Below are 19,893 nucleotides of genomic sequence, written 5' to 3' on the forward strand. Positions count from 1 at the left end.
ACTTCTTTCCCTGTTTATTCAAAGAAAGCTAGATTCATTAGTCTACTGTTACAGCAAGCTCTTTTACTAATATAGAGGGTGAACCATAGCCTCCAGGTTGAAAGGTAAGATCTGATGCAATGGCATCTATGTTTTTCATAAGGTGATAGAAGTTTCCAGCAATAGTCATTTGGTTTATAGGTGATGCGATATTCCCGTCTTTAATATGATATCCTGTTGCCTCCACAGAAAAGTCACCTGAAATAGTATTTGTTCCAGAGTGTAGCCCAGATAAATTAGTTATATAAATGCCATTTGGAAGATTACCTAATAACTGATCTCTGTTTTGCTCTCCAGGAGCAATATATAAATTTTGCGGTGCTATAGTTAAAGTACCTTTGTAAGAGGACTTAAATGCATTTCCAGTGGACTCGCAGCCATCAATCTTAGCAGTCTTCCGATTGTGTAGAATAGTTTCTAATGTTCCATTAGAAATAATTGTTCGTTTTTTGGTAGCAACTCCTTCGCCATCAAACGAAGATCCAGAAAAAGCATCAGGGTGGAAAGGGTCATCTACAAGAGTCAGTATATCTGATCCTATTTTCTCTCCAACTTTACCTTTTAAAAGAGATTGGTCCTTTTGAGTATTTTCAGCCGAGAAAATTTCAGAAAAGGTTGCTAGGAGAGAGGCAGCGGAATCATGTCTGAATAATACTGGGTATTTTCCGCTCGGGATGGTTTTACCCCCCAAGTAAGATAATGCTTCTTTTGCTAGCTCAGTAGCAATTTCATCAGCATTCAAAGTATGAAAATCACGTGTCATTTTAATAACGTGTCCAGTTTTCATTTCATTATCAGCTTTTACAACTGCAGATACAAAAATATAAAGTCCGTTTCTTTCATCCTGCAAAGAGAGTCCTTTATTATTAATCATTAATCGTTCGGAATTAAAATCTTCTAGCATGCAATAATTTAAAGTAGTTATTCTTGGGTCGTATGCCAATACTTTTTGTTCAATGGCTTTTATAAGCTCAATCTTCTCAGGAATTCCTATCTTCCTTAATTCGGGACTATAAAAGCTATGTTGGACATATTCTTTACTTCCCTCGAAAATAGAAGAGTTATCACTTTCATCCAAGATATCAGCATTATTCTTAGCGTTTTCTACCAAGAAGGCAATCGAGCTCTCATCTATTTTTTCTGTATAAGCATAGCCCATGTTTCCGTTATAAAGACCTCTAAATCCTATGCCAGCTTCTTCAGAGGTTTCATAACTATCTACTTCTCCATTAAAAATCATACATTTAAACGAATCTGATCTTTCGTAGTAAGCTTCTGCTTCAGAAAATCCAGTGGCTTTTGCTTGTGTAAGCAGCTCTTTTTGAAAGTCTGTTGTATTCATCATTATTCCCCCTTTGTTCCACCAACAGTGATTTCACTTACACGAATCATGGGCTGTCCTACGTTAACTGGAAGGCTTCCACTAATGGAACCGCACATTCCAGCACCGTGAGCTAGATTATTTCCGACACGATCTACTAGTTGTAACGTCTTTGCACCATTTCCAATTAGCGTAGCACCACGGATTGGTTGAGCTATTTCTCCATTCTTAACTATATAACCTTCCATAACTGCGAAGTTGTAGTCTCCAGTGGCAGGGTTAACTTGCCCTCCACCCATATATTTAGCATAGATTCCGTATTCTGTAGAAGCTATTATTTCTTCCGGAGTAGAAGACCCAGGTGCAATAAATGTGTTAGTCATTCGTGACGTAGGGTTGTATCTATATGATTCTCGACGTGAAGAACCTGTTGGCTTTGCATTCATTCTTCTAGCATTAAATTTATCAATCAGATAGCCCTTTAAAATACCATTTTCAATTAATACGTTCTTTTGAGTTTTTTCACCTTCATCATCAATATTTAATGAACCCCATTCGTTAGGTAATGTCCCATCATCAATATAGGATACAATGTCAGGAGCAACTTTTTCACCTATTCGATTAGCAAAAACAGAATTGTTTTTGGCAACCGATGTAGCCTCTAGGCCATGACCGCATGCCTCATGAAAAATAACTCCTCCAAATTCGTTGTCAATAATAACTGGGAACTTTCCGCTAGGACATTCCTCAGCACCAAGCATATTTACTGCGATACGAGCAGCCTCTCCGGCATAATGTTCTAAGTTAAGATTTTCTATAAATTCGAAACCAGCATGAGCACCTGGCCCATAAAAGCCAGTCTGCATTTCAATACCATCAGAAGCAGTGGCTTGAATAGATAGTCGGCTATATACACGAGTATCTTCTACAAACTTTCCTTCTGAATTTGCGATTAAAACATTCTGTTCCTCGTCTATATAGCGTATTCCTACCTGTTTAATACGAGGATCAAAGCCTCTTGCAATATCATTTGCCTGTCTCATTACAGATACTTTTCTAAGATTTTCTACACTACGAGGCTTTAAAGCAATAGTATGTAGTGGCTGAATAATTTCTTTTTGAAGTGGATGAATGATTCCAGCAGAACCGCCTTGGATGGCATGGGCTGCTCGCTTGGCTGCTTGTATTAAACCTTCTTCTGAAAAATCAGTAGTATACGTATAAATACTCTGTAACCCTAAAAATATACGAATACCAATACCAAAATCTCTACCCGAATTACTTTTTTCTACTTTGTTGCTTTGTAGTACTAATTGATTGACGTATTTATCTTCTACAAAGATCTCTGAAAAATCTCCTCCGGTAGAAAGTGCTGCTTCCAATACGTTTTCTATAATGGACTGTTTCAACATATAATTCCCCCCTTAATAGAATTATATAGTAATAAACTATGACTTAATACTTTTTATTTTGATAATTTAGTAAATTTAAAAATGTTTTTAGGGGGTAATATTTACGCAATAATAAGTGTGTTAGAGTTGGGCATTATAGATGGGTGATGGATTATCGCTCACCCCGCGAAAAAGCGTCCGGTTGGCGCGGAAATCAATTCTACTTGCCGATTTAGAACACATCGTAAATCAACCCTAGCCTTTAACATAGCCAATACTAAATATCTGTATTGGATTAAATGGGTAATAAATCATAAGAAAGTTAAGACATCCCTCTCTGGTTATGTTATATTCATAATAATTATAAAAAAATGAAGATAGAGGATGTAGAGAATATGTCAAATTCAAAAATATTGAAATGGGTTACAGGAGGATTAGAGGCTGTACTAGGTATACCAGTTCTTGGAGGAATCATAATTCTTAGTTTGGCCTGGGTTCCTTTGCTAATTATGCTGGCACTGCATATAGTTACTCTAGTGATTACAAAAAAAGAAGGCGGAGGAACTACAACAGGGAGTATACTAGGAATAGTAACCTCTTGCATTGGTTTCATACCTCTTGTAGGAATGATTATGCATATCATTACTGCTGTTATTTTAATGATAGAAGCTTCTAAGCCAGAGATTCCAAAAGACGTCTTTAATGAAGAGTTTTAAATAGATTTAAAGAATCAAAAACTGCACTTAGCAGAGACATTAGCTAAGTACAGTTTTTTCTCAATTCGCTGTAACCGAAAATAACTTCAGATAATTGAAAGAAGCCTTGAAAATTTTACATCCGTAGAATTTTCAAGGCTTCTTATTTTGAGGAGAGTTATGTACCCGCCTCGTTTATTAATTTTTTCTTATTTTGTGTAGTTATCAAAGTATCCTTGAATATAAATCATTGGTGTACCTTTGTCTCCACTACCGGAAGTAAGATCTGACAGAGAACCAATAAGATCAGTTAATCTACGTGGAGTTGTACCTTGAGCTTCCATTGCTCCAACTAGATTGTCTTCTTTGTTATTAATATGCTCAGTAATTGCTTGCTTTAATTCTTCTCCTCTTAAGTGAGCGAAGTTATTATCTGCGAGATATTTTAATTTTACTTCATTTGGAGTTCCAGCTAATCCAGATGTGAAGGCTGGTGAAACGACGGGGTCAGCTAGCTCCCAAATATGTCCTACAGGATCTTTAAATGCTCCATCTCCATATACCATTACTTCCACATTTTTTCCTGTTTTTTCTTTTATAATTTCTTGAATGTTATCAACGATTGGTTGGCAATCGCGAGGGAAAAGCTTCACCGTGTCTTCTGTAGATTTGTTCGATCCAAGTAAACCATATTCCTCGTTAAAACCACTTCCATCAATGGACTCCGATAATATGTTGTCTAGACTGTAAATTTTTTCGCCACCATTTGCTTTTAAGATTTTCTTCGTTCTAAATCTTGAGTGAATATCACAAGCAAGTACGTTTTTTGTATAGTCTAGAATAGATTTTGGGTTGTTAGAGAAAATGACTTCACATTCCACTCCGTATTCTTCTATTAACGATTTATAGTATGCAATGTAGTCTACTCCAGTAAAAGGATGCAGTTTATATCCAAAGTAGTCGCGGAACTGTTTCTCTGTAAGGACATCTGTCCAAGGGTTTACGCCTTTATCATCTAATTCGTCAATTTCTACAAGATGATTGCCGACTTCATCAGAAGGATAGCTTAGCATTAAGACTATTTTCTTTGCACCTTTTGCTATTCCACGTAGTACTACTGCAAATCTATTACGACTTAGGATTGGAAAAATTACACCTAGTGTGTCATCTCCAAATTTCGAATGAACGTCAGTGGCAATCTGGTCTATACTGGCGTAGTTTCCTTGAGCGCGGGCAACGATAGATTCAGTTACTGTCACAATGTCCTGATCGTTGATAGAAAAGCCTTCCACTTCTGATGCTTTTAATACACTATTTACTACTATTTCTTCAATATTATCACCATTATTTATAATTGGGCCACGAAGACCTCTTACAACTGTTCCCACTACTCTTTCCAAATTGAACGCTCCTTCAACTATTATAAATATATTATTACCACTTGTAATTCTACGTAAAACAGTGATATAAGTAAAATTAATATATATTATAATAGATATAAGAGGTGCTTATATGTCAGGGAAATTGGATTTATATAAAATATTTTGCATGGTAAGTAAAAATAATAGCTTTTCGAAGGCTGCAAAAGATCTCTTTATGAGTCAGTCGGCAGTTAGTCAGGCCATAATGCAACTGGAGAAAGAACTAGATACCAGATTATTCTATAGAACGACAAAAGGAGTTACTTTAACAACAGAAGGCTCTGTACTTTTTGAATATGCTAGCTCTGCTTTAAAGCTCATTGATACTGGTGAAGAGAAAATTTTAGAATTTAAAAACCTTACTGCAGGTGAACTTAAAATTGGAGTGGGAGATACCATTTCAAGATTTTTCTTGCTCCCTTATTTAGAGGAATTCCATAATAAATATCCTAGTATTAAATTTACCATTGTAAATGGTACGACCATGGAGCTTTGCAATATTTTAAAGAGTGGAGGCGTAGACATTGCTCTTTGTAATTTTCCAATAGATGATGATAGTTTGGGACAACGGCCTTGTCTAGAGGTACAAGACATCTTTGTATATGGGGAAAAGTTTGATAAAGTCTTGTCAAAGCCAATTAGTTTGGACAAGCTTGTAAAATTTCCATTAATATTCCTCGAACAAAAATCAGTCTCGAGAAGATATGTGGAAGAAATTATGCTTTCAAAGGGTGTAAAAATATCACCTGAATTTGAATTAGGTTCTCATGATTTACTATTGGAGTTCGCAAAAATTAACTTAGGTATTGCTTGTGTTACTAAGCAATTTGCGGGAGATTATTTAAGAAAGGGGATGCTTAAAGAGGTAAAGTTAAAAGAGAGTATACCGCCAAGAAATATAGGAGTGTGCTTTCTAAAAAGAGTTCCATTATCAACTGCCGCCACTAAATTTGTAGAATTAATCGAGTAAAGGCTTGATTATCCACAACTATTTCTAAGAAGTGCTACGCTTTGTCATATTTGAGTAGCACTTCTATTTTCTATCCAAATTACAGTATGTAGGAATACGTAGTGTTATTTAAAAAATATTCTGAAATTCCATTGTAGACATGTAAGGTAACCTTACATTATAATAATGTATTATAAAAAAGGGGGAATTGAATGGTTAAATTTACAGCTGTGTTATCGATCATCCCAAAAGCCTTGCAAATGTTTTTAAACCTCTGCTTAGTCTTCTTGGCCTTTATACTGGCCTTTTTGTTAGTGAAGGAGCTGACGATTTTTATAAAGGTGTTGCTCACAGTAGGTCCGAGCGATTATAAAATGTTCCTTGCTAACATCCTCATATTCTTTTTGTATTTTGAATTCATCACTATGATCGTGAAGTACTTCAAAGAAGACTACCACTTTCCGCTTAGATATTTTTTATATGTAGGCATCACAGCAATGATCCGTCTAATCATCGTAGAGCATGACCATCCAATTGATACTCTTTTTTACTCACTCGTTATTCTAATTTTAATTGTTGGTTATTTTATTATGAATATTACACCACTTGAAAGACCTAGTAACCCATGGTTTATAAAAGGAAGGGAAAGAGAAAATCCATCAAACTTGGGAGAAACGAATGCATGAAAAATACCTATTTAAGTCGTAAAATTATTACTAAAAAAATAAATAAAACCTCTATAAATGTTGCAAAGAGGATGGTTGTGAATACACCACAACCATCCTCTTTATTTATATATAGAAAAGCGCAAGCCTCTGTGCTTGCCCCGACAGGCAAATGGAAAAAGGGAGGAGGCAGCCTCACAGCCACCGGAGCTTTTATCCATTTGACCCCGAGGGGCAAGGGGCTGAAGCTAGCCAAATAGAAAAGCGCAAGCCCCTGTGTATGCCCCGACAGGCAAATGGAAAAAGGGAGGAGGCAGCCTCACAGCCACCGGAGCTTTTATCCATTTGACCCCGAGGGGCAAGGGGCTGAAGCTAGCCAAATAGAAAAGCGCAAGCCCCTGTGTTTGCCCCGACAGGCAAATGGAAAAAGCAACGTCACAGCCAACGGAGATTTTTTCCAGCCCTCCTACTCAATTTAATATACTAAACCAATGCGAGTATGCGTTTTTTGGAAATCCTCTTCCTCAGGGTCAAAATAATCTTCACTAAAACTAGCTATAAATTCCTTGTTGTCATTTAGGTAGCCTGCACCCCATGTAGGATCCATTGTGACCCAACGATTATCGACCTTCGCTTCTACCCATGCATGTCTATCTGTAGTGAAACCTTCTACAAAACGGGCTTCGATATTGCTTGCACGTAAGAGTGCAATAGTAAGGTAGGCGTAGTCCTGACATACCCCCGTTTGAGAATTTAAAGTTTTTAAGGCACTGTCATCCCATTTAAAGTCGTCATTTTGGAATTTAACTACGTCATAAGAGATGGTGTTAGCTACAAAGTCATAAATAGCTTTTGACTTTTCTAATTCGGAAGTTTTTCCTTTTGTAAGACTGTTTGCTAGGTCAATAATTTGTGGTGCATCAGATTCAATTCCTCTTGAAGGAAGAATATCTCGTTTATCCTGTTCAGCTGTAGAAATTATATCGAACTTAGCAACCTCATAATATCTAAAGAAGTCATTTTTAGTTTCAGTTATCTCAGGGACGCTAATAGATACTTCATATTCTCCAGGGCCAAATCTCAAATGAAAATAATCGTTAAATGTAAAGTCTTGGATGGGAATGACCTCTAGGGCTTGATCTTCACCTTTTTGAGTTTGCACATAGAGATGGGTAGTTTGTTTTGATAGTGTAGCTTCTGGATCAATAAAACCATTAATGTGAAACGTGTGTCCTGTTGTCTTTTCTCCACTGACAGGCTCAACCAGATTTATTCCGCGTTCAGCATATAGGGAAGAATAAGAGATTGGTTCCAATATCTCTAACGATGTATTTTCTATAAGCAAATCTGTTGCAGTCTTGTAAAAGTTATCTTTCTCTAAATCGGGAATCATAACTTCTAGCGTATGCAAGCCTTTTCCAAACAAAAGCGGAATATTGGAAGTAAATTGACCTTTTTGTATTGGAATTACATTACTCCACGTTTGACCGTCTTTTGATAGCCGAACCATAATATCCTCGTATAATTCACCATTCTGTAAGCTCCCCTTCAATGTATAAATACCGTCTTCTTCTACATAGCCGACCTCTGTATTAAGGATAAGACCGACTTCTAAACCAATAGGTGTATAGGCAACATCTCTAATTCTATTTGGGTTTACATTTAGAACTTCAAAGTTTGCTGTATCATAGTAATGGTTTTCTCGTTCTGTGCTCGGTATTTGTACTTTAATCTTATACGTTCCTTCACCGTTAAAAAAATGAACGGTTTTCTTAAATTTACCATCACTAATTGGAACAAAATAATCCTGTTCCTGAATATAACTATTTTCTTTTTCTGTTTGGACATTAATCCATATGTAGTTGGATTTTAGTTCGTCAGTCTTTTTTATCTCACCTGCAATAGTAACTTCACCGTTAGCAGAAAACTTCTCATATTTTGGTTCATAAAAGGTGAGCCCTAGTTCACTTGCATAAGAGGAAGTGAAATCCAGTGGAGTAAGGTTTAAACTTTTATTTTTTTCCTGAACTAAAATTTCATAAGGATCAGCTTCAACTTTTTCTATCGGAACAGGAATGTTAAGTTCTGTTGGTATTGGATTATTCAATGTTTCGGAATCATTACCACATGCAGAGAGAAGACATAAAAAACAAAACATAGGGAGCCCACGTTTAAATAACTCCATTGAACATCCTCCTTTTTATATATATAACACTCTTCTATTTATTCTCTCATAAATTTGGAAAAATAGTGGATTATTTTTTACATGTATTGATATCAGTAGCAGGTGTCTCCAGTAGGATAAGTGAGCTATATAAGAGATGACAGCGCGAACGTTTACTATAAGGGATAGCTTAGAGATTAACCCGACCAACTGCCATCTGCTTAATAACTTTAAACAAAATTAAATTATATATAAATAATAAAAAAATGACAAAATTATGAACAATTGATTAATAATTTATGAACTAATAGTGAAAAAAAGAATAATAGTATAACAAAAAAATACAAAAGAGTTATACTTACGTTATTGTGAAATTATTCACAATTAATAATATTAAACCTATTCTTTTAAATGAAACAGCATCAAAAATCCTGCAATTCATGAAATTTTGCTTGGGAATATCAGGTATAAAAAGGTTTTTTTATTACAAGATAATTTAGAAACTTGTATGAAAAAATTATTAATGACTTAAAAGTGAAGTCCAAGTAAGAGAGTAATTAAGAGAAAGAGGCGATTTCCAAAACTGAAAAGTTAAAATAACGTGCACGAGAATTGAAGAAGCTGGAATGATTAATAAGGATAAAATAGGACAAAATACAGCAGATAAGTCTTCAGAGTGCTTTATAAAAGTGAGTTTACCTATTGTTTTATCGACAAGTATGTTTAATCGCAAAGTATGAATTCATACTTAGTTAGTCTATTTGTAAATTTATAGAAGTAGAGGAGAAGAAAAGATGAAAAAAAATAAAATGTTATTTGTTCTTCTGGCTTTTGCAGTATTTCTTATCATTATTTTGTTACCAAATCCTGAAGGACTTCCTGTTGCTGGGCAGAGAGCTCTGGCAATACTTGCGTTAGCAGTAATTCTGTGGGTTACAGAGGCTGTATCGTTTCCTGTAAGTGCCTCCATAATAATTGTGCTCATTTCAGTATTTATAGGTCTTGCTCCAACTATTGATGATCCTACAGTAGATTACACGACATCAGGTGCATTAAAGCTTGCGTTAGGTGGGTTTAGTTCTTCTGCAGTCGGATTAGTAGCCGGTGCTACATTTATCGCAGCAGCGATGGAGCTTACGGGATTACACAAAAGGTTAGCCCTTTTCATCATGTCCAAAGTTGGTACAAAAACAAAGAGCTTAGTTTTTGGGACAATCGTTGTAAGTATTGTATTAGCTCTATTTGTTCCTAGTGCTACAGCCCGCGCGGGTACAATTCTTCCTATTCTTTTAGGAATAGTAGCTGCTTTTAATTTACCTAAAACAAGTAGGCTTTCCGCTTTATTAATAGTTACGGCAGTGCAGTCTATATCTATTTGGAATGTTGGTATTAAAACAGCTGCAGCCCAAAATATGGTTGCTCTTGGATTTATTGAAGAGACTTTTGGCATTAACATTACCTGGGGGCAATGGTTTATATATGCAGGTCCCTGGTCCATACTGATGTCTGTCTTACTATTTTTTCTAATGAATAAGCTTATCAAACCAGAGCTATCGGAATTAGAAAATGGTGACGTAGTTATTAAAGATCAATTAAGAGATTTGGGTCCTATAACAGGGAAAGAAAAAAGATTAATCATTATTTCCGTCGCATTGCTAATTCTTTGGGCAACAGAAGGTATACTTCACCCACTAGATTCAACGACAGTGACTTTTATAGCGGTCATGGTTATGCTCTTGCCTGGAATTGGAATTTTTTCATGGAAAGAAGTGCAAAATAAGATTCCATGGGGAACTCTTGTAGTATTTGCAGTTGGGATATCAATGGGTACAGTGCTTTTACAAACACAAGGAGCTGCTTGGTTATCGCAAAATAGTTTAGAAGCAGTCGGTTTGACAGAAATGCCTCTTATTTTTATTATCATGGTGCTTTCGTTATTTAATATTTTGATTCACTTAGGTTTTGCAAGTGCTACCAGCTTGGCTTCTGCTTTTATACCTATCGTTATCGCTTTAGTGGTCTCCATGCAGCCAACTTCATTTAACGGTCCTGGTCTTGTATTAATACAACAGTTTGTTGTTTGCTTCGGTTTCTTGCTACCTGTAAGCGCACCGCAGAATATGCTTGCATATGGTACCGGTGCTTTTACAACCAAAGATCTTTTGAAATCTGGTCTTCCAATAACTATAGTAGGATACTTATTAATCATTGTCTTCAGCATGACATATTGGCAATGGGTTGGGCTTCTTTAGGACAAGTAGGATTAGATATAAAATTATAAGGATGTGTACTAATGAATAACAATTATCCATGGAATCAATTTCAAGGACCCAATTTAGCGTACCTGTTAGAGCAATACGATTTATATGTACAATCACCTGATGACGTAGAAGAGGAAATAGGAGCGTTGTTTCAACAATATGGTTCTCCAGTCGATTCTTTGGGTCAACGTGAGACTATATCGATCTCAGATAATGCAGACAACAACTTAGATAAAATTCTTCGAGCTATTCGGCTCGCAGATGCTATTCGTACACATGGACACCAAAATGCTAATATCTACCCACTTAACAATGGAATACAGGATCCGTCAAAAATTAGTATGGAATTCTATGGCCTTTCTGAACAGGACTTAGTAGATGTACCGGCAGCTCTTATAATTACTAATCCTCCTAAAGAAATACGTAATGGTCTTGAGGCTATCAATTTTCTAAGGTCTGTTTACACAGAAAGTATTGCTTTTGAAATTACACATATCGCTGACTCCAAGGAGAGACAGTGGCTTCAAGATAAAATTGAAGGAAATGCTTTAAATCAAAGCCATTCATTAGAAGAAAAGAAAGAGTTACTAGAACGTTTAACTAAAATTGAAGGATTTGAAAAATTCATTCATCGTACGTTTGTAGGAGCCAAGCGTTTTTCTATAGAAGGGCTTGATGCATTAGTTGTTTTAATCGATGAATTAGTTAATCAGGCTGGGAAAACAAAAACTAAACAGGTGAATATCGGAATGGCCCACCGTGGCCGATTAAACGTCTTAACGCATGTTTTGAAAAAACCGTATGAGATGATGTTTGCTGAGTTCGCTCATGTACCGTCTAAGGCATTCTTACCTAAGGATGGATCTTTAGAGATTGCAGAAGGCTGGTTTGGTGATGTGAAATATCATAAAGGGGCTACCTATCGTTCAAATAATGGCGTCACAGTACAGCTAGCCTATAATCCATCCCATCTTGAGGTAGTGAGCCCTGTAGTGACTGGTCAAACTAGAGCTGCACAAGAGGTAAAAGATATACCTGGTTATCCGAGGCAGGATAAGAATGCAGCATTTGCAATTTTAGTTCATGGAGATGCTGCTTTTCCAGGGCAAGGTGTAGTAACAGAGGTATTAAACTACAGCCGAGTACGTGGTTTCCAAACAGGAGGATCAATTCATATTATTGCTAACAATATGATTGGATTCACTACAGAGCAATTTGACTCTCGGTCTACGCATTATTCCTCTGATCCTGCAAAAGGGTTTGAGGTACCAGTTATCCACGTAAATGCTGACAAGCCGGAAGCTGTGTTAGAAGTAGCAAGGCTTGCTTTTGAATATCGTCGACAATTTAGTAAGGATATAGTTATTGATCTTATTGGTTACCGTCGATATGGTCATAATGAAATGGACGAACCATCCATTACTAATCCATTGATGTATCACATTGTCCATAAACACCCAACTGTAAGGCAAATTTATGGTGATCAACTTGTAGAAGAAAAGGTACTTAATCAGTCCCAAGTTGAGACGTTAGATGAGACAATATTAAAGGAAATGCAGGAGGCATATGACAGGGTCAAAGAACTTCCGCAGACAACTGCAAACGAGGTAGTGATTCCGCAGGTCGTATTAGACGGGTATCCAGATATACCGACTGGTGTTGAGGAAGAAAAGCTAAGCAAGGCTAACGCAGAACTTTTGACTTGGGCCAAGGAGTTCACTCCATTCAAAAAATTAGAGAAGATACTTAGACGTAGGGAAGAGCCTTTTACCGGAAGCGGAAAGATAGACTGGGGACACGCCGAAACACTTGCGTTTGCAACTATTTTGCAAGACGGACATTCGATACGCTTAAGTGGACAGGATGCCCAACGTGGGACGTTCTCTCACAGACATTTAGTATTACATGATGAGAAAACAGGAGAAGAACTTATACCAATGCATTTTATTAGCGATTCTGCTGCTTCTTTTGTTGTTCATAATAGCCCATTAACGGAAGCTGCTATTTTAGGCTATGAATTCGGATATACACTAGAGGATAAGAATACGTTAACGATTTGGGAAGCGCAGTATGGGGATTTTGCTAACATGGCACAGGTAATGTTTGATAACTTTATTAGTTCTGCTCGAGCGAAATGGGGATTGAAGTCAGGTCTAGTAATGCTGCTTCCACACGGGGCGGAGGGGCAGGGCCCAGAGCACACAAGTGCTAGATTAGAGAGGTACCTACAGCTTTCAGCAGAAAATAACTGGACTGTAGCTAATCTTTCAAGCGCAGCAAATTACTTCCATATTTTACGCAGACAAGCAAAATCTTTGAATGAAGAATTTGTGCGTCCGCTATTAATCGTCTCTCCTAAATCACTTTTACGCAATCCTTTGGTCGGTGCTGATGTCTCTGATTTGCTGGATGGTAAATTCCAAGCAGTGATTGAACAACCGAATCTTGGTGGCCAACCAGAGGAGGTAAAGAAAATTGTTTTTGCTAGTGGGAAAATGGCAATTGATTTAGCGGAAAAAGTAAAAAACGGAACTGATTTTAATTATTTGCATATCATTCGTGTGGAACAGCTTTATCCATTCCCTGAGGATGAAATTTTGGATATATTAGGACATTACCCAAACGTAGAGTTATTGATATGGGCTCAAGAAGAACCTCAAAATATGGGTTCTTGGAATTATGCTCTCCCGTATTTATTAGAGATGGCAGATGGAAGAAGCATTGCTTATACAGGACGAGTGCATCGCTCAAGTCCGGCTGAAGGCGACGCAGATACTTATAAAGTAGAACAAGCAAGAATTATTGAAGAAGCATTAAAAAGTTTGTGAGCATTAGAACTAAAAGGAGGAAGTTTAAGTGGCAGAGATTATAGTTCCGGAATTGGCAGAGTCTATTACAGAAGGCACGATCGCCCAGTGGTTAAAAAAACCAGGTGATACCATTGAAAAAGGCGAGTTTATAGTTGAGCTCGAAACAGATAAAGTAAACGTTGAAGTTATATCCGAGGAAGCGGGAGTAGTTAGTGAACTGTTATTTGGTGAAGGAGATACAGTTCAGGTAGGAGAGGTTATTGCAATCGTTGGTGCAGGATCTGGAACTCCTGCTGCCCAACCTCAGGCAGAAGAAGTAAAGGTTGAGGAAAAAGCTCCAGATATACCAAAGGCAGTAAATGCACCAATTACAAAGGTTGAAACTACCTCAGACGCAAGTAGACCTATTGCTAGCCCTGCTGCTCGTAAGCTTGCAAGGGAAAAAGGTATCGATTTAAATGAAGTGTCACCTGTTGATCCAATGGGAAGAGTTCGTGTTCAAGATGTATCAGCCCATGGCTCTAAACAAAAAGCAGAACCAGCTAAAATTGTCTCTGCTCCAACAGAAGATGGTCGCACGACTCGCGAAAAAATGTCTCGTAGACGACAAACAATCGCTTCACGCTTATTAGAGGTTAAACAAAGCACTGCAATGTTAACGACGTTTAATGAGATAGATATGACGAATGTGATGGCATTGCGTTCTCGTAAAAAAGATAAATTTTTCGAAGACAACCAGGTACGTCTAGGTTTTATGTCGTTCTTCACTAAGGCAGTCGTAGCTGCTTTGAAAAAATATCCTTATGTTAATTCACAGCTGGATGGAGAATATATTGTTAAAAATAACTTCTTTGATATCGGTATTGCTGTATCAACAGAAGGTGGTCTAGTAGTTCCGATTGTTCGTGATGCGGACCGCAAAAACTTTGCAGAAATTGAAGGGGATATTGGAGAACTTGCTAAAAAGGCGCGTGATAACAAGCTAGCTCTTTCGGATATGACTGGTGGTTCCTTCACTATTACAAACGGAGGTGTTTTTGGTTCCTTAATGTCTACCCCGATATTAAATGGGACACAAGTTGGTATCCTTGGAATGCATACCATTCAAAAAAGACCGATAGCGGTTGGAAGTGAAATTCAAATAAGACCTATGATGTATGTAGCTCTTTCTTATGATCACCGTGTAATAGACGGAAAAGATTCAGTAGGCTTTCTGAAAATGGTAAAAGAACTGCTCGAAAATCCAGAGGATCTTATGCTGGAATCTTAAGAGAGTTCAGGTGAAGTATTAATATTTACATTTTATGTTCTGTTAGAGGCTTATTGGATTAATCCAGTAAGTCTTTTTATATTCTTAATTATTTTCTGGGAAATACTATTAGCAGGAACTTTTATATGAAAGGCGAATTACTAGTTATTACATTAGAATGGGAGTGGCGCTATTATGGTAAAAAATATGACTTCTGAAGATTCTATTAAGAGGTGGGACAAATTTGCTGAAAAATATGCAGCCAATCATCTGGAGCATGGAGACCCACATAAAGAGGTATATTTAAATCCAACCTTGTTTAGTCTTATGGGAAATTTAAACAACAAAAAAGTACTAGATGCTGGTTGTGGAGAAGGGTATTTAAGTAGACTGATGGAGAAAGCAGGAGCAGCTGTAACAGCTATTGACTATTCATCAAAGATGATTGAAATAGCAAAAAGTAGAACGACATCAGAACTCAATATAGAATTTAAACAATCTAACTGTGAAAATTTACATTTTATAATGGAAGGAACTTATGACGTAGTTGTTTCTAATATGGTGATTCAGGATTTAGAAGGTTATCAGCAAGCATTTAAAGAAACTTACCGTGTTCTTCGAGAGGGTGGGGTTTTTATCTTTTCTATTTTACATCCTTGTTTTCAAACTCCAGAAAGTGGATGGGAGAAAGGGCATGACGGTAAAAAATTATTTTGGAAAGTAGATAACTATTTTTATGAGGGAGCCTATGAGCAAAGAGGAATGGACCAGGTAATCTTCTATCACCGCACATTAACAAGTTATGTAAAAGCCATCTGTGAATCTGGATTTCTAATAGAAGAGATAGTAGAGCCTACCCCATCTGAGAAAATGTTGAAGAAGTACCCATCATTTCGTGAGGATTTTAGAAGTCCCGACTTCATTGTTTTTCGACTGAAAAAGTGATGTTAATTAAGTAGAATAGATTTTTCACAACTAAGCTAGAACAGTTTAACAAGTTGTATAGTGGGGAGACTGTCACTGGACATAGTGTTAAATAATAATCCCTCTAAATTATTTTTTCTTATATTAAGTTTTTTCTAAACTAATGATTAAACCTAATTTATATACTCTAAAAAAGGGCAATCTCTCATGAGATTACCCTTTTTTCGTGTTAATCACCTATAAAAACTAGATACACAATTTTCTTACGATACACCAATTTTACTAATTTTACTCAAACCTTTCTTTTGGCTATACATATGATAGCAATGTACGAAAATCTATTAAAGGTGTGAAAGTTATGACAAAAGAAAATGATGAAAAACATTTTAATAGACTTGGGGAACATGAACATCACTCAAATAAAAATAGGTATAAACTAACTTCGCAACAATTTCCTATTAGAAGCTCCAGAACAGAATCCGCAAATATAATGCCGAGTGCTTCTGTTAATCGGAACTCTCCTTCTGGATCCACTGGAAATAACAATGTTCGTTATCGAACTTTTAATGGCAAACAAATTAGTCAGTTTTGTAACTATAACCCCAGAAGAGATTTCGGACGTTGCCTTGAATATAACCGCGACGCGATTCCATCTGTTTGGACAAGGAGCCAAGCAGAACAAATTCGAATTAATTCTACTAACGTTGCACCTCTAATTGAAGCCCCATTCCCTCGTATATCAGCCGATTTATGGATATGGGATATGTGGCCGTTAATAGAAAAAGACGGTTCAATCGCAGTGTTACCTGGTGGTTGGCGAGTGTTATTTGCTTTATCTGTCCCTCGTAGTGTTCTACCAGGAAAAAGACACGATGTTGCAAGAATCAGTTACTTTTATTCGAGAAATGGACTTGATTGGATTCAGGGAGGCTATGTCCTTGAAGAAGGCACAGCTTTAGGGTCTAGACAGTGGGCAGGCTCAGCAATGCTTGATGATGATGGTCGTATTTATTACTTCTATACAGCTACTGGTAGAAGAGGTGAAGCTCAAATCACTTACGAGCAGCGAATTGCCTTATCGAGCAGTGATTATATTTCTAACTTAGATGGTGTGCAATTAGTAAACTTTGCACCTCATCAAGTAATCCTAGAACCAGACGGTATTCTCTACCAGACAGAAGAACAATCTAGTGGAGGAATAATTTATGCCTTCCGTGATCCCTTCTTCTTCAAAGACCCTGCGACGGGGTGTGAATATTTATTGTTTGAAGGAAATATAGCTGGTACATCAGCAGATGTAGACTGTGGACCTGGAGTTCCAGCAGACGCTGCAGAATATACAGGCAATATCGGAATAGCGTTACTTCGTAATAACAGCTTTTCCAGTTGGGAACTACTCCCTGCACTTTTAGAAGCAGGATGTACGAACCAACAAACTGAACGTCCTCACATAGTAGTGAGTGACGGACTGTACTATCTGTTCACTGATACTCATGCTTCAACATTTGCACCAGGTCTTGTTGGGCCAGACGGGTTGTACGGTTTTGTAGCAGGTTCCCTGCGTGGAAATTACGTACCGCTAAATGGAAGTGGTCTAGTAGTTTCTAATCCTCCTTCTGAACCATTCCAGGCCTATTCTTGGCTTGTTTTACCCGACTTTTCAGTCCTAAGCTTTATAGATAATTTTGATTTACAAGGTATACCAATAGAAGAGGTTGGATTTTTGCCAGAACAATTCCAATTTGAGCATTTTGGTGGGACATTAGCTCAAACATTGCAGCTAGCTGTAAGAGGCAGAAATACGGAGATTATAGATGTTTATGAGTATGGACTAATGATGGTATCAGAAACAGAAAGTCCTAAATGCAGAGAATGTAATGATGATTATTCTTCTGAGAATCATCACAGACGTTAAGTAAGAAAAATTATAAATAACATTTGATTATATGAGTGGTCAATTTTTCAAATTAGATTATATTAGATTTTCGTACAAACCATTCATTTGATTGAATTGAAAATAAGAAAAGGTGAAAATATATGTCAAAAAAAAGAGATATGGGTCAGAGAGTTCCAATCGCTGGGTCAGGTAATGAAATGCTATCTCCAATAAGTGGAGGTTCATCTAATAGAAATTTCCCAAGTGCTGCAACTCATTCTGGAACTACTCAGTACAGATCATTTAACAACAATGATATTAAAAGATTTTGTGATTACAACCCACAAAGAGATTTTAAAAGATGCTTAAACCAAAGTATTGACGCGGTTCCTTCGGCTTGGACGAGGGCGCAAGCAGAGCAAATTAGAATTACTGCTTCTAATAGCGCTCCTGTTATACAAGAACCATTCCCTCGAATCTCAGATGATTTGTGGATATGGGATATGTGGCCACTTCAAGAAAAAGATGGTTCTATAGCTGTACTTCCTGGTGGATGGAGAGTCCTGTTTGCCTTATCAGCACCTAGAAGTGTATTACCAGATAACAGACATGATGTAGCGAGAATCGCATACTTCTATTCTAGAGATGGCTTAAATTGGATACAGGGTGGACTAGTTTTTGAAGAGGGTACTGCTTTTGGATCAAGACAATGGGCAGGATCTGCAATCATCGACGGAGGAAGAATCTATTACTTCTATACAGCCTCCGGTAGACGTGGCGAAGCTCAAGTAACTTTTGAACAGCGCATTGCATTAACAAGCAGTAACTTTAGATCCAATTTAGATGGTGTCGAGCTAGTTAACTTCGCACCACATGAAATAATTTTAGAGGCAGACGGAGTACTTTATCAAACACAAGAACAATCTGAAGCAGGCGGAAGTAGTATTATCTACGCTTTCCGTGATCCTTGGTTCTTTAAAGATCCAGCAACAGGCTGCGAGTATTTATTGTTTGAAGGTAATATCGCAGGAAACAATTTAGACATTGATTGTGGACCTGGTGTGCCAGAGGAAGCAAGACTTTACACTGGAAATATTGGAATTGCCCTACTACGAAACAATGATTACACTTCTTGGCAATTACTACCGGCTCTCTTAGAGGCGGGTTGTACAAATCAGCAGACGGAACGTCCACACCTTATTGTAAGGAACGGTTTGTACTATTTATTTACAGATAGTCATAGATTTACGTTTGCTCCCGGTTTAACTAATGGACCTGGACCAGATGGTTTATATGGTTTTGTTGCAGGGTCATTAAGAGGGAATTATCAACCATTAAACTCTGGTGGCTTAGTTATAGCAAATCCAGTTACTGAACCGAACCAGGCCTATTCTTGGTTAGTGTTACCTGACTTCTCGGTACTAAGCTTCATCGATACATTCGATTTACAGGGAATAACGACAGAGGAGCTTGCTAATTTACCTGAATCTTTCCGAAGAGCTCATTTTGGTGGAACTCTTGCGCCTACTCTTCAATTAAGAGTTTCAGGTAGAACAACAGAAATTGTAGCTGAATACGAGTACGGATTGGTTATGGTATCTGAAACTGAAAGTCCAAAATGCTGTAGAAGTGGTGCAGAAAACGGTAATGGTGGAAGCAACCATGAACATGAATGCCATTGTAAAGACCGTGGTAGCCATAATTGTAGACATCATCGCAATAGAGATAAAGACCGTAATGATTGTGAATGTAACTATCATCACGATAGAGGCAGAGATCATGATGATTGCAGCTATGATAGAAATGATGATTGTGAATATGATAATTATGATTCTAATGGACAATGTTATAGATGTGGAAAAAATCATAGTAACTCGTCCTATCCAAGAAGTCATAAGTCTTGGAAGGAAGATAACTATTGGAAGGATTCCAAGCATAAACACAATGATGACTGCGACTCAGTAGATGATTGTGCATGCAAGGACAAGAATCATCAGCATGATGATTATGACTGCATCAGCTTCCCTAAGCCAGATAGAAAAAGATTTTACAATGATCCCAACTGTGGATGTAGAAATAGATAAATAAAATTTAGCAATACATCGGCTCCTTTGTGGAGTCGGTTTTT

14 protein-coding genes are annotated in these 19,893 nt (G+C 37.2%); 10 read left to right on the forward strand and 4 right to left on the reverse strand.

From position 1 onward, the window contains the following. Positions 1-37 precede the first annotated feature (37 nt). Both NSQ95_RS06090 and NSQ95_RS06095 read right to left on the reverse strand, forming a co-directional pair. Complete coding sequence (locus tag NSQ95_RS06090; RefSeq protein WP_340884218.1) at positions 38-1,381, reverse strand: TldD/PmbA family protein; 1,344 nt, start codon at positions 1,379-1,381, stop codon at positions 38-40. Between the two features lie 2 nt (positions 1,382-1,383). Next, positions 1,384-2,772 (reverse strand): TldD/PmbA family protein, encoded by a 1,389-nt coding sequence (locus NSQ95_RS06095; protein ID WP_340884217.1) that lies wholly within the window; start codon positions 2,770-2,772, stop codon positions 1,384-1,386. 374 nt (positions 2,773-3,146) lie between these two features. Between NSQ95_RS06095 and NSQ95_RS06100 the strand changes: the two genes are divergently transcribed. Beyond that, a complete protein-coding gene (locus NSQ95_RS06100) occupies positions 3,147-3,467 on the forward strand; it encodes a hypothetical protein (protein ID WP_340884213.1) in 321 nt (106 codons plus the stop codon). 188 nt (positions 3,468-3,655) lie between these two features. Here the strand turns inward: NSQ95_RS06100 and NSQ95_RS06105 are convergent, their stop codons facing one another. Beyond that, positions 3,656-4,846: a coenzyme F420-0:L-glutamate ligase gene (locus tag NSQ95_RS06105; RefSeq protein ID WP_340884211.1), complete on the reverse strand. Its 1,191-nt coding sequence runs from the start codon at positions 4,844-4,846 to the stop codon at positions 3,656-3,658. Positions 4,847-4,958: 112 nt separating this feature from the next. On the opposite strand from NSQ95_RS06105, the gene NSQ95_RS06110 reads away from it, so the two are divergent. The 3 genes from NSQ95_RS06110 to NSQ95_RS06120 all read left to right on the forward strand — a co-directional run bounded on the left by NSQ95_RS06110 (position 4,959) and on the right by NSQ95_RS06120 (position 6,741). Beyond that, positions 4,959-5,837 carry a LysR family transcriptional regulator gene (locus NSQ95_RS06110; protein WP_342560481.1) on the forward strand — a complete coding sequence of 293 codons (879 nt, stop codon included), beginning with the start codon at positions 4,959-4,961 and terminating at the stop codon, positions 5,835-5,837. A gap of 191 nt (positions 5,838-6,028) precedes the next feature. Continuing rightward, positions 6,029-6,502, forward strand: a complete 474-nt coding sequence (locus tag NSQ95_RS06115; RefSeq protein WP_169358529.1) for a phosphate-starvation-inducible protein PsiE — start codon at positions 6,029-6,031, stop codon at positions 6,500-6,502. Then, a complete protein-coding gene (locus tag NSQ95_RS06120; protein ID WP_342560482.1) occupies positions 6,499-6,741 on the forward strand; it encodes a hypothetical protein in 243 nt (80 codons plus the stop codon). The genes NSQ95_RS06115 and NSQ95_RS06120 overlap by 4 nt, the downstream gene beginning before the upstream one ends. A 215-nt stretch (positions 6,742-6,956) precedes the next feature. Here NSQ95_RS06120 and NSQ95_RS06125 read toward each other — a convergent pair whose 3' ends face one another. Further along, complete coding sequence (locus NSQ95_RS06125; RefSeq protein ID WP_342560483.1) at positions 6,957-8,666, reverse strand: transglutaminase domain-containing protein; 1,710 nt, start codon at positions 8,664-8,666, stop codon at positions 6,957-6,959. A gap of 773 nt (positions 8,667-9,439) precedes the next feature. On the opposite strand from NSQ95_RS06125, the gene NSQ95_RS06130 reads away from it, so the two are divergent. From NSQ95_RS06130 to NSQ95_RS06155, 6 genes are all read left to right on the forward strand, one after another. Beyond that, positions 9,440-10,897, forward strand: coding sequence for a DASS family sodium-coupled anion symporter (locus NSQ95_RS06130; protein ID WP_340884200.1), 1,458 nt, complete (start codon positions 9,440-9,442; stop codon positions 10,895-10,897). A 41-nt stretch (positions 10,898-10,938) separates the two neighbouring features. Beyond that, the gene (locus NSQ95_RS06135) at positions 10,939-13,734 is read left to right on the forward strand and encodes a 2-oxoglutarate dehydrogenase E1 component (RefSeq protein WP_342560484.1); all 2,796 of its coding nucleotides are present in this window, start codon (positions 10,939-10,941) and stop codon (positions 13,732-13,734) included. Between the two features lie 28 nt (positions 13,735-13,762). Continuing rightward, entirely contained in the window at positions 13,763-14,986 is a 1,224-nt protein-coding gene (gene odhB / locus NSQ95_RS06140; protein WP_340884197.1) for a 2-oxoglutarate dehydrogenase complex dihydrolipoyllysine-residue succinyltransferase, read from the forward strand. A 174-nt stretch (positions 14,987-15,160) separates the two neighbouring features. Beyond that, entirely contained in the window at positions 15,161-15,910 is a 750-nt protein-coding gene (locus NSQ95_RS06145) for a class I SAM-dependent methyltransferase (protein WP_342560485.1), read from the forward strand. A 337-nt stretch (positions 15,911-16,247) separates the two neighbouring features. Then, positions 16,248-17,804: a glycoside hydrolase family 68 protein gene (locus NSQ95_RS06150; protein WP_342560486.1), complete on the forward strand. Its 1,557-nt coding sequence runs from the start codon at positions 16,248-16,250 to the stop codon at positions 17,802-17,804. A 122-nt stretch (positions 17,805-17,926) separates the two neighbouring features. Next, positions 17,927-19,849, forward strand: a complete 1,923-nt coding sequence (locus NSQ95_RS06155; RefSeq protein WP_342560487.1) for a glycoside hydrolase family 68 protein — start codon at positions 17,927-17,929, stop codon at positions 19,847-19,849. Positions 19,850-19,893 lie beyond the last annotated feature (44 nt).

The sequence above is a fragment of the Psychrobacillus sp. FSL W7-1457 genome (assembly GCF_038593405.1).
In the GTDB taxonomy this organism is placed as follows: domain Bacteria; phylum Bacillota; class Bacilli; order Bacillales_A; family Planococcaceae; genus Psychrobacillus.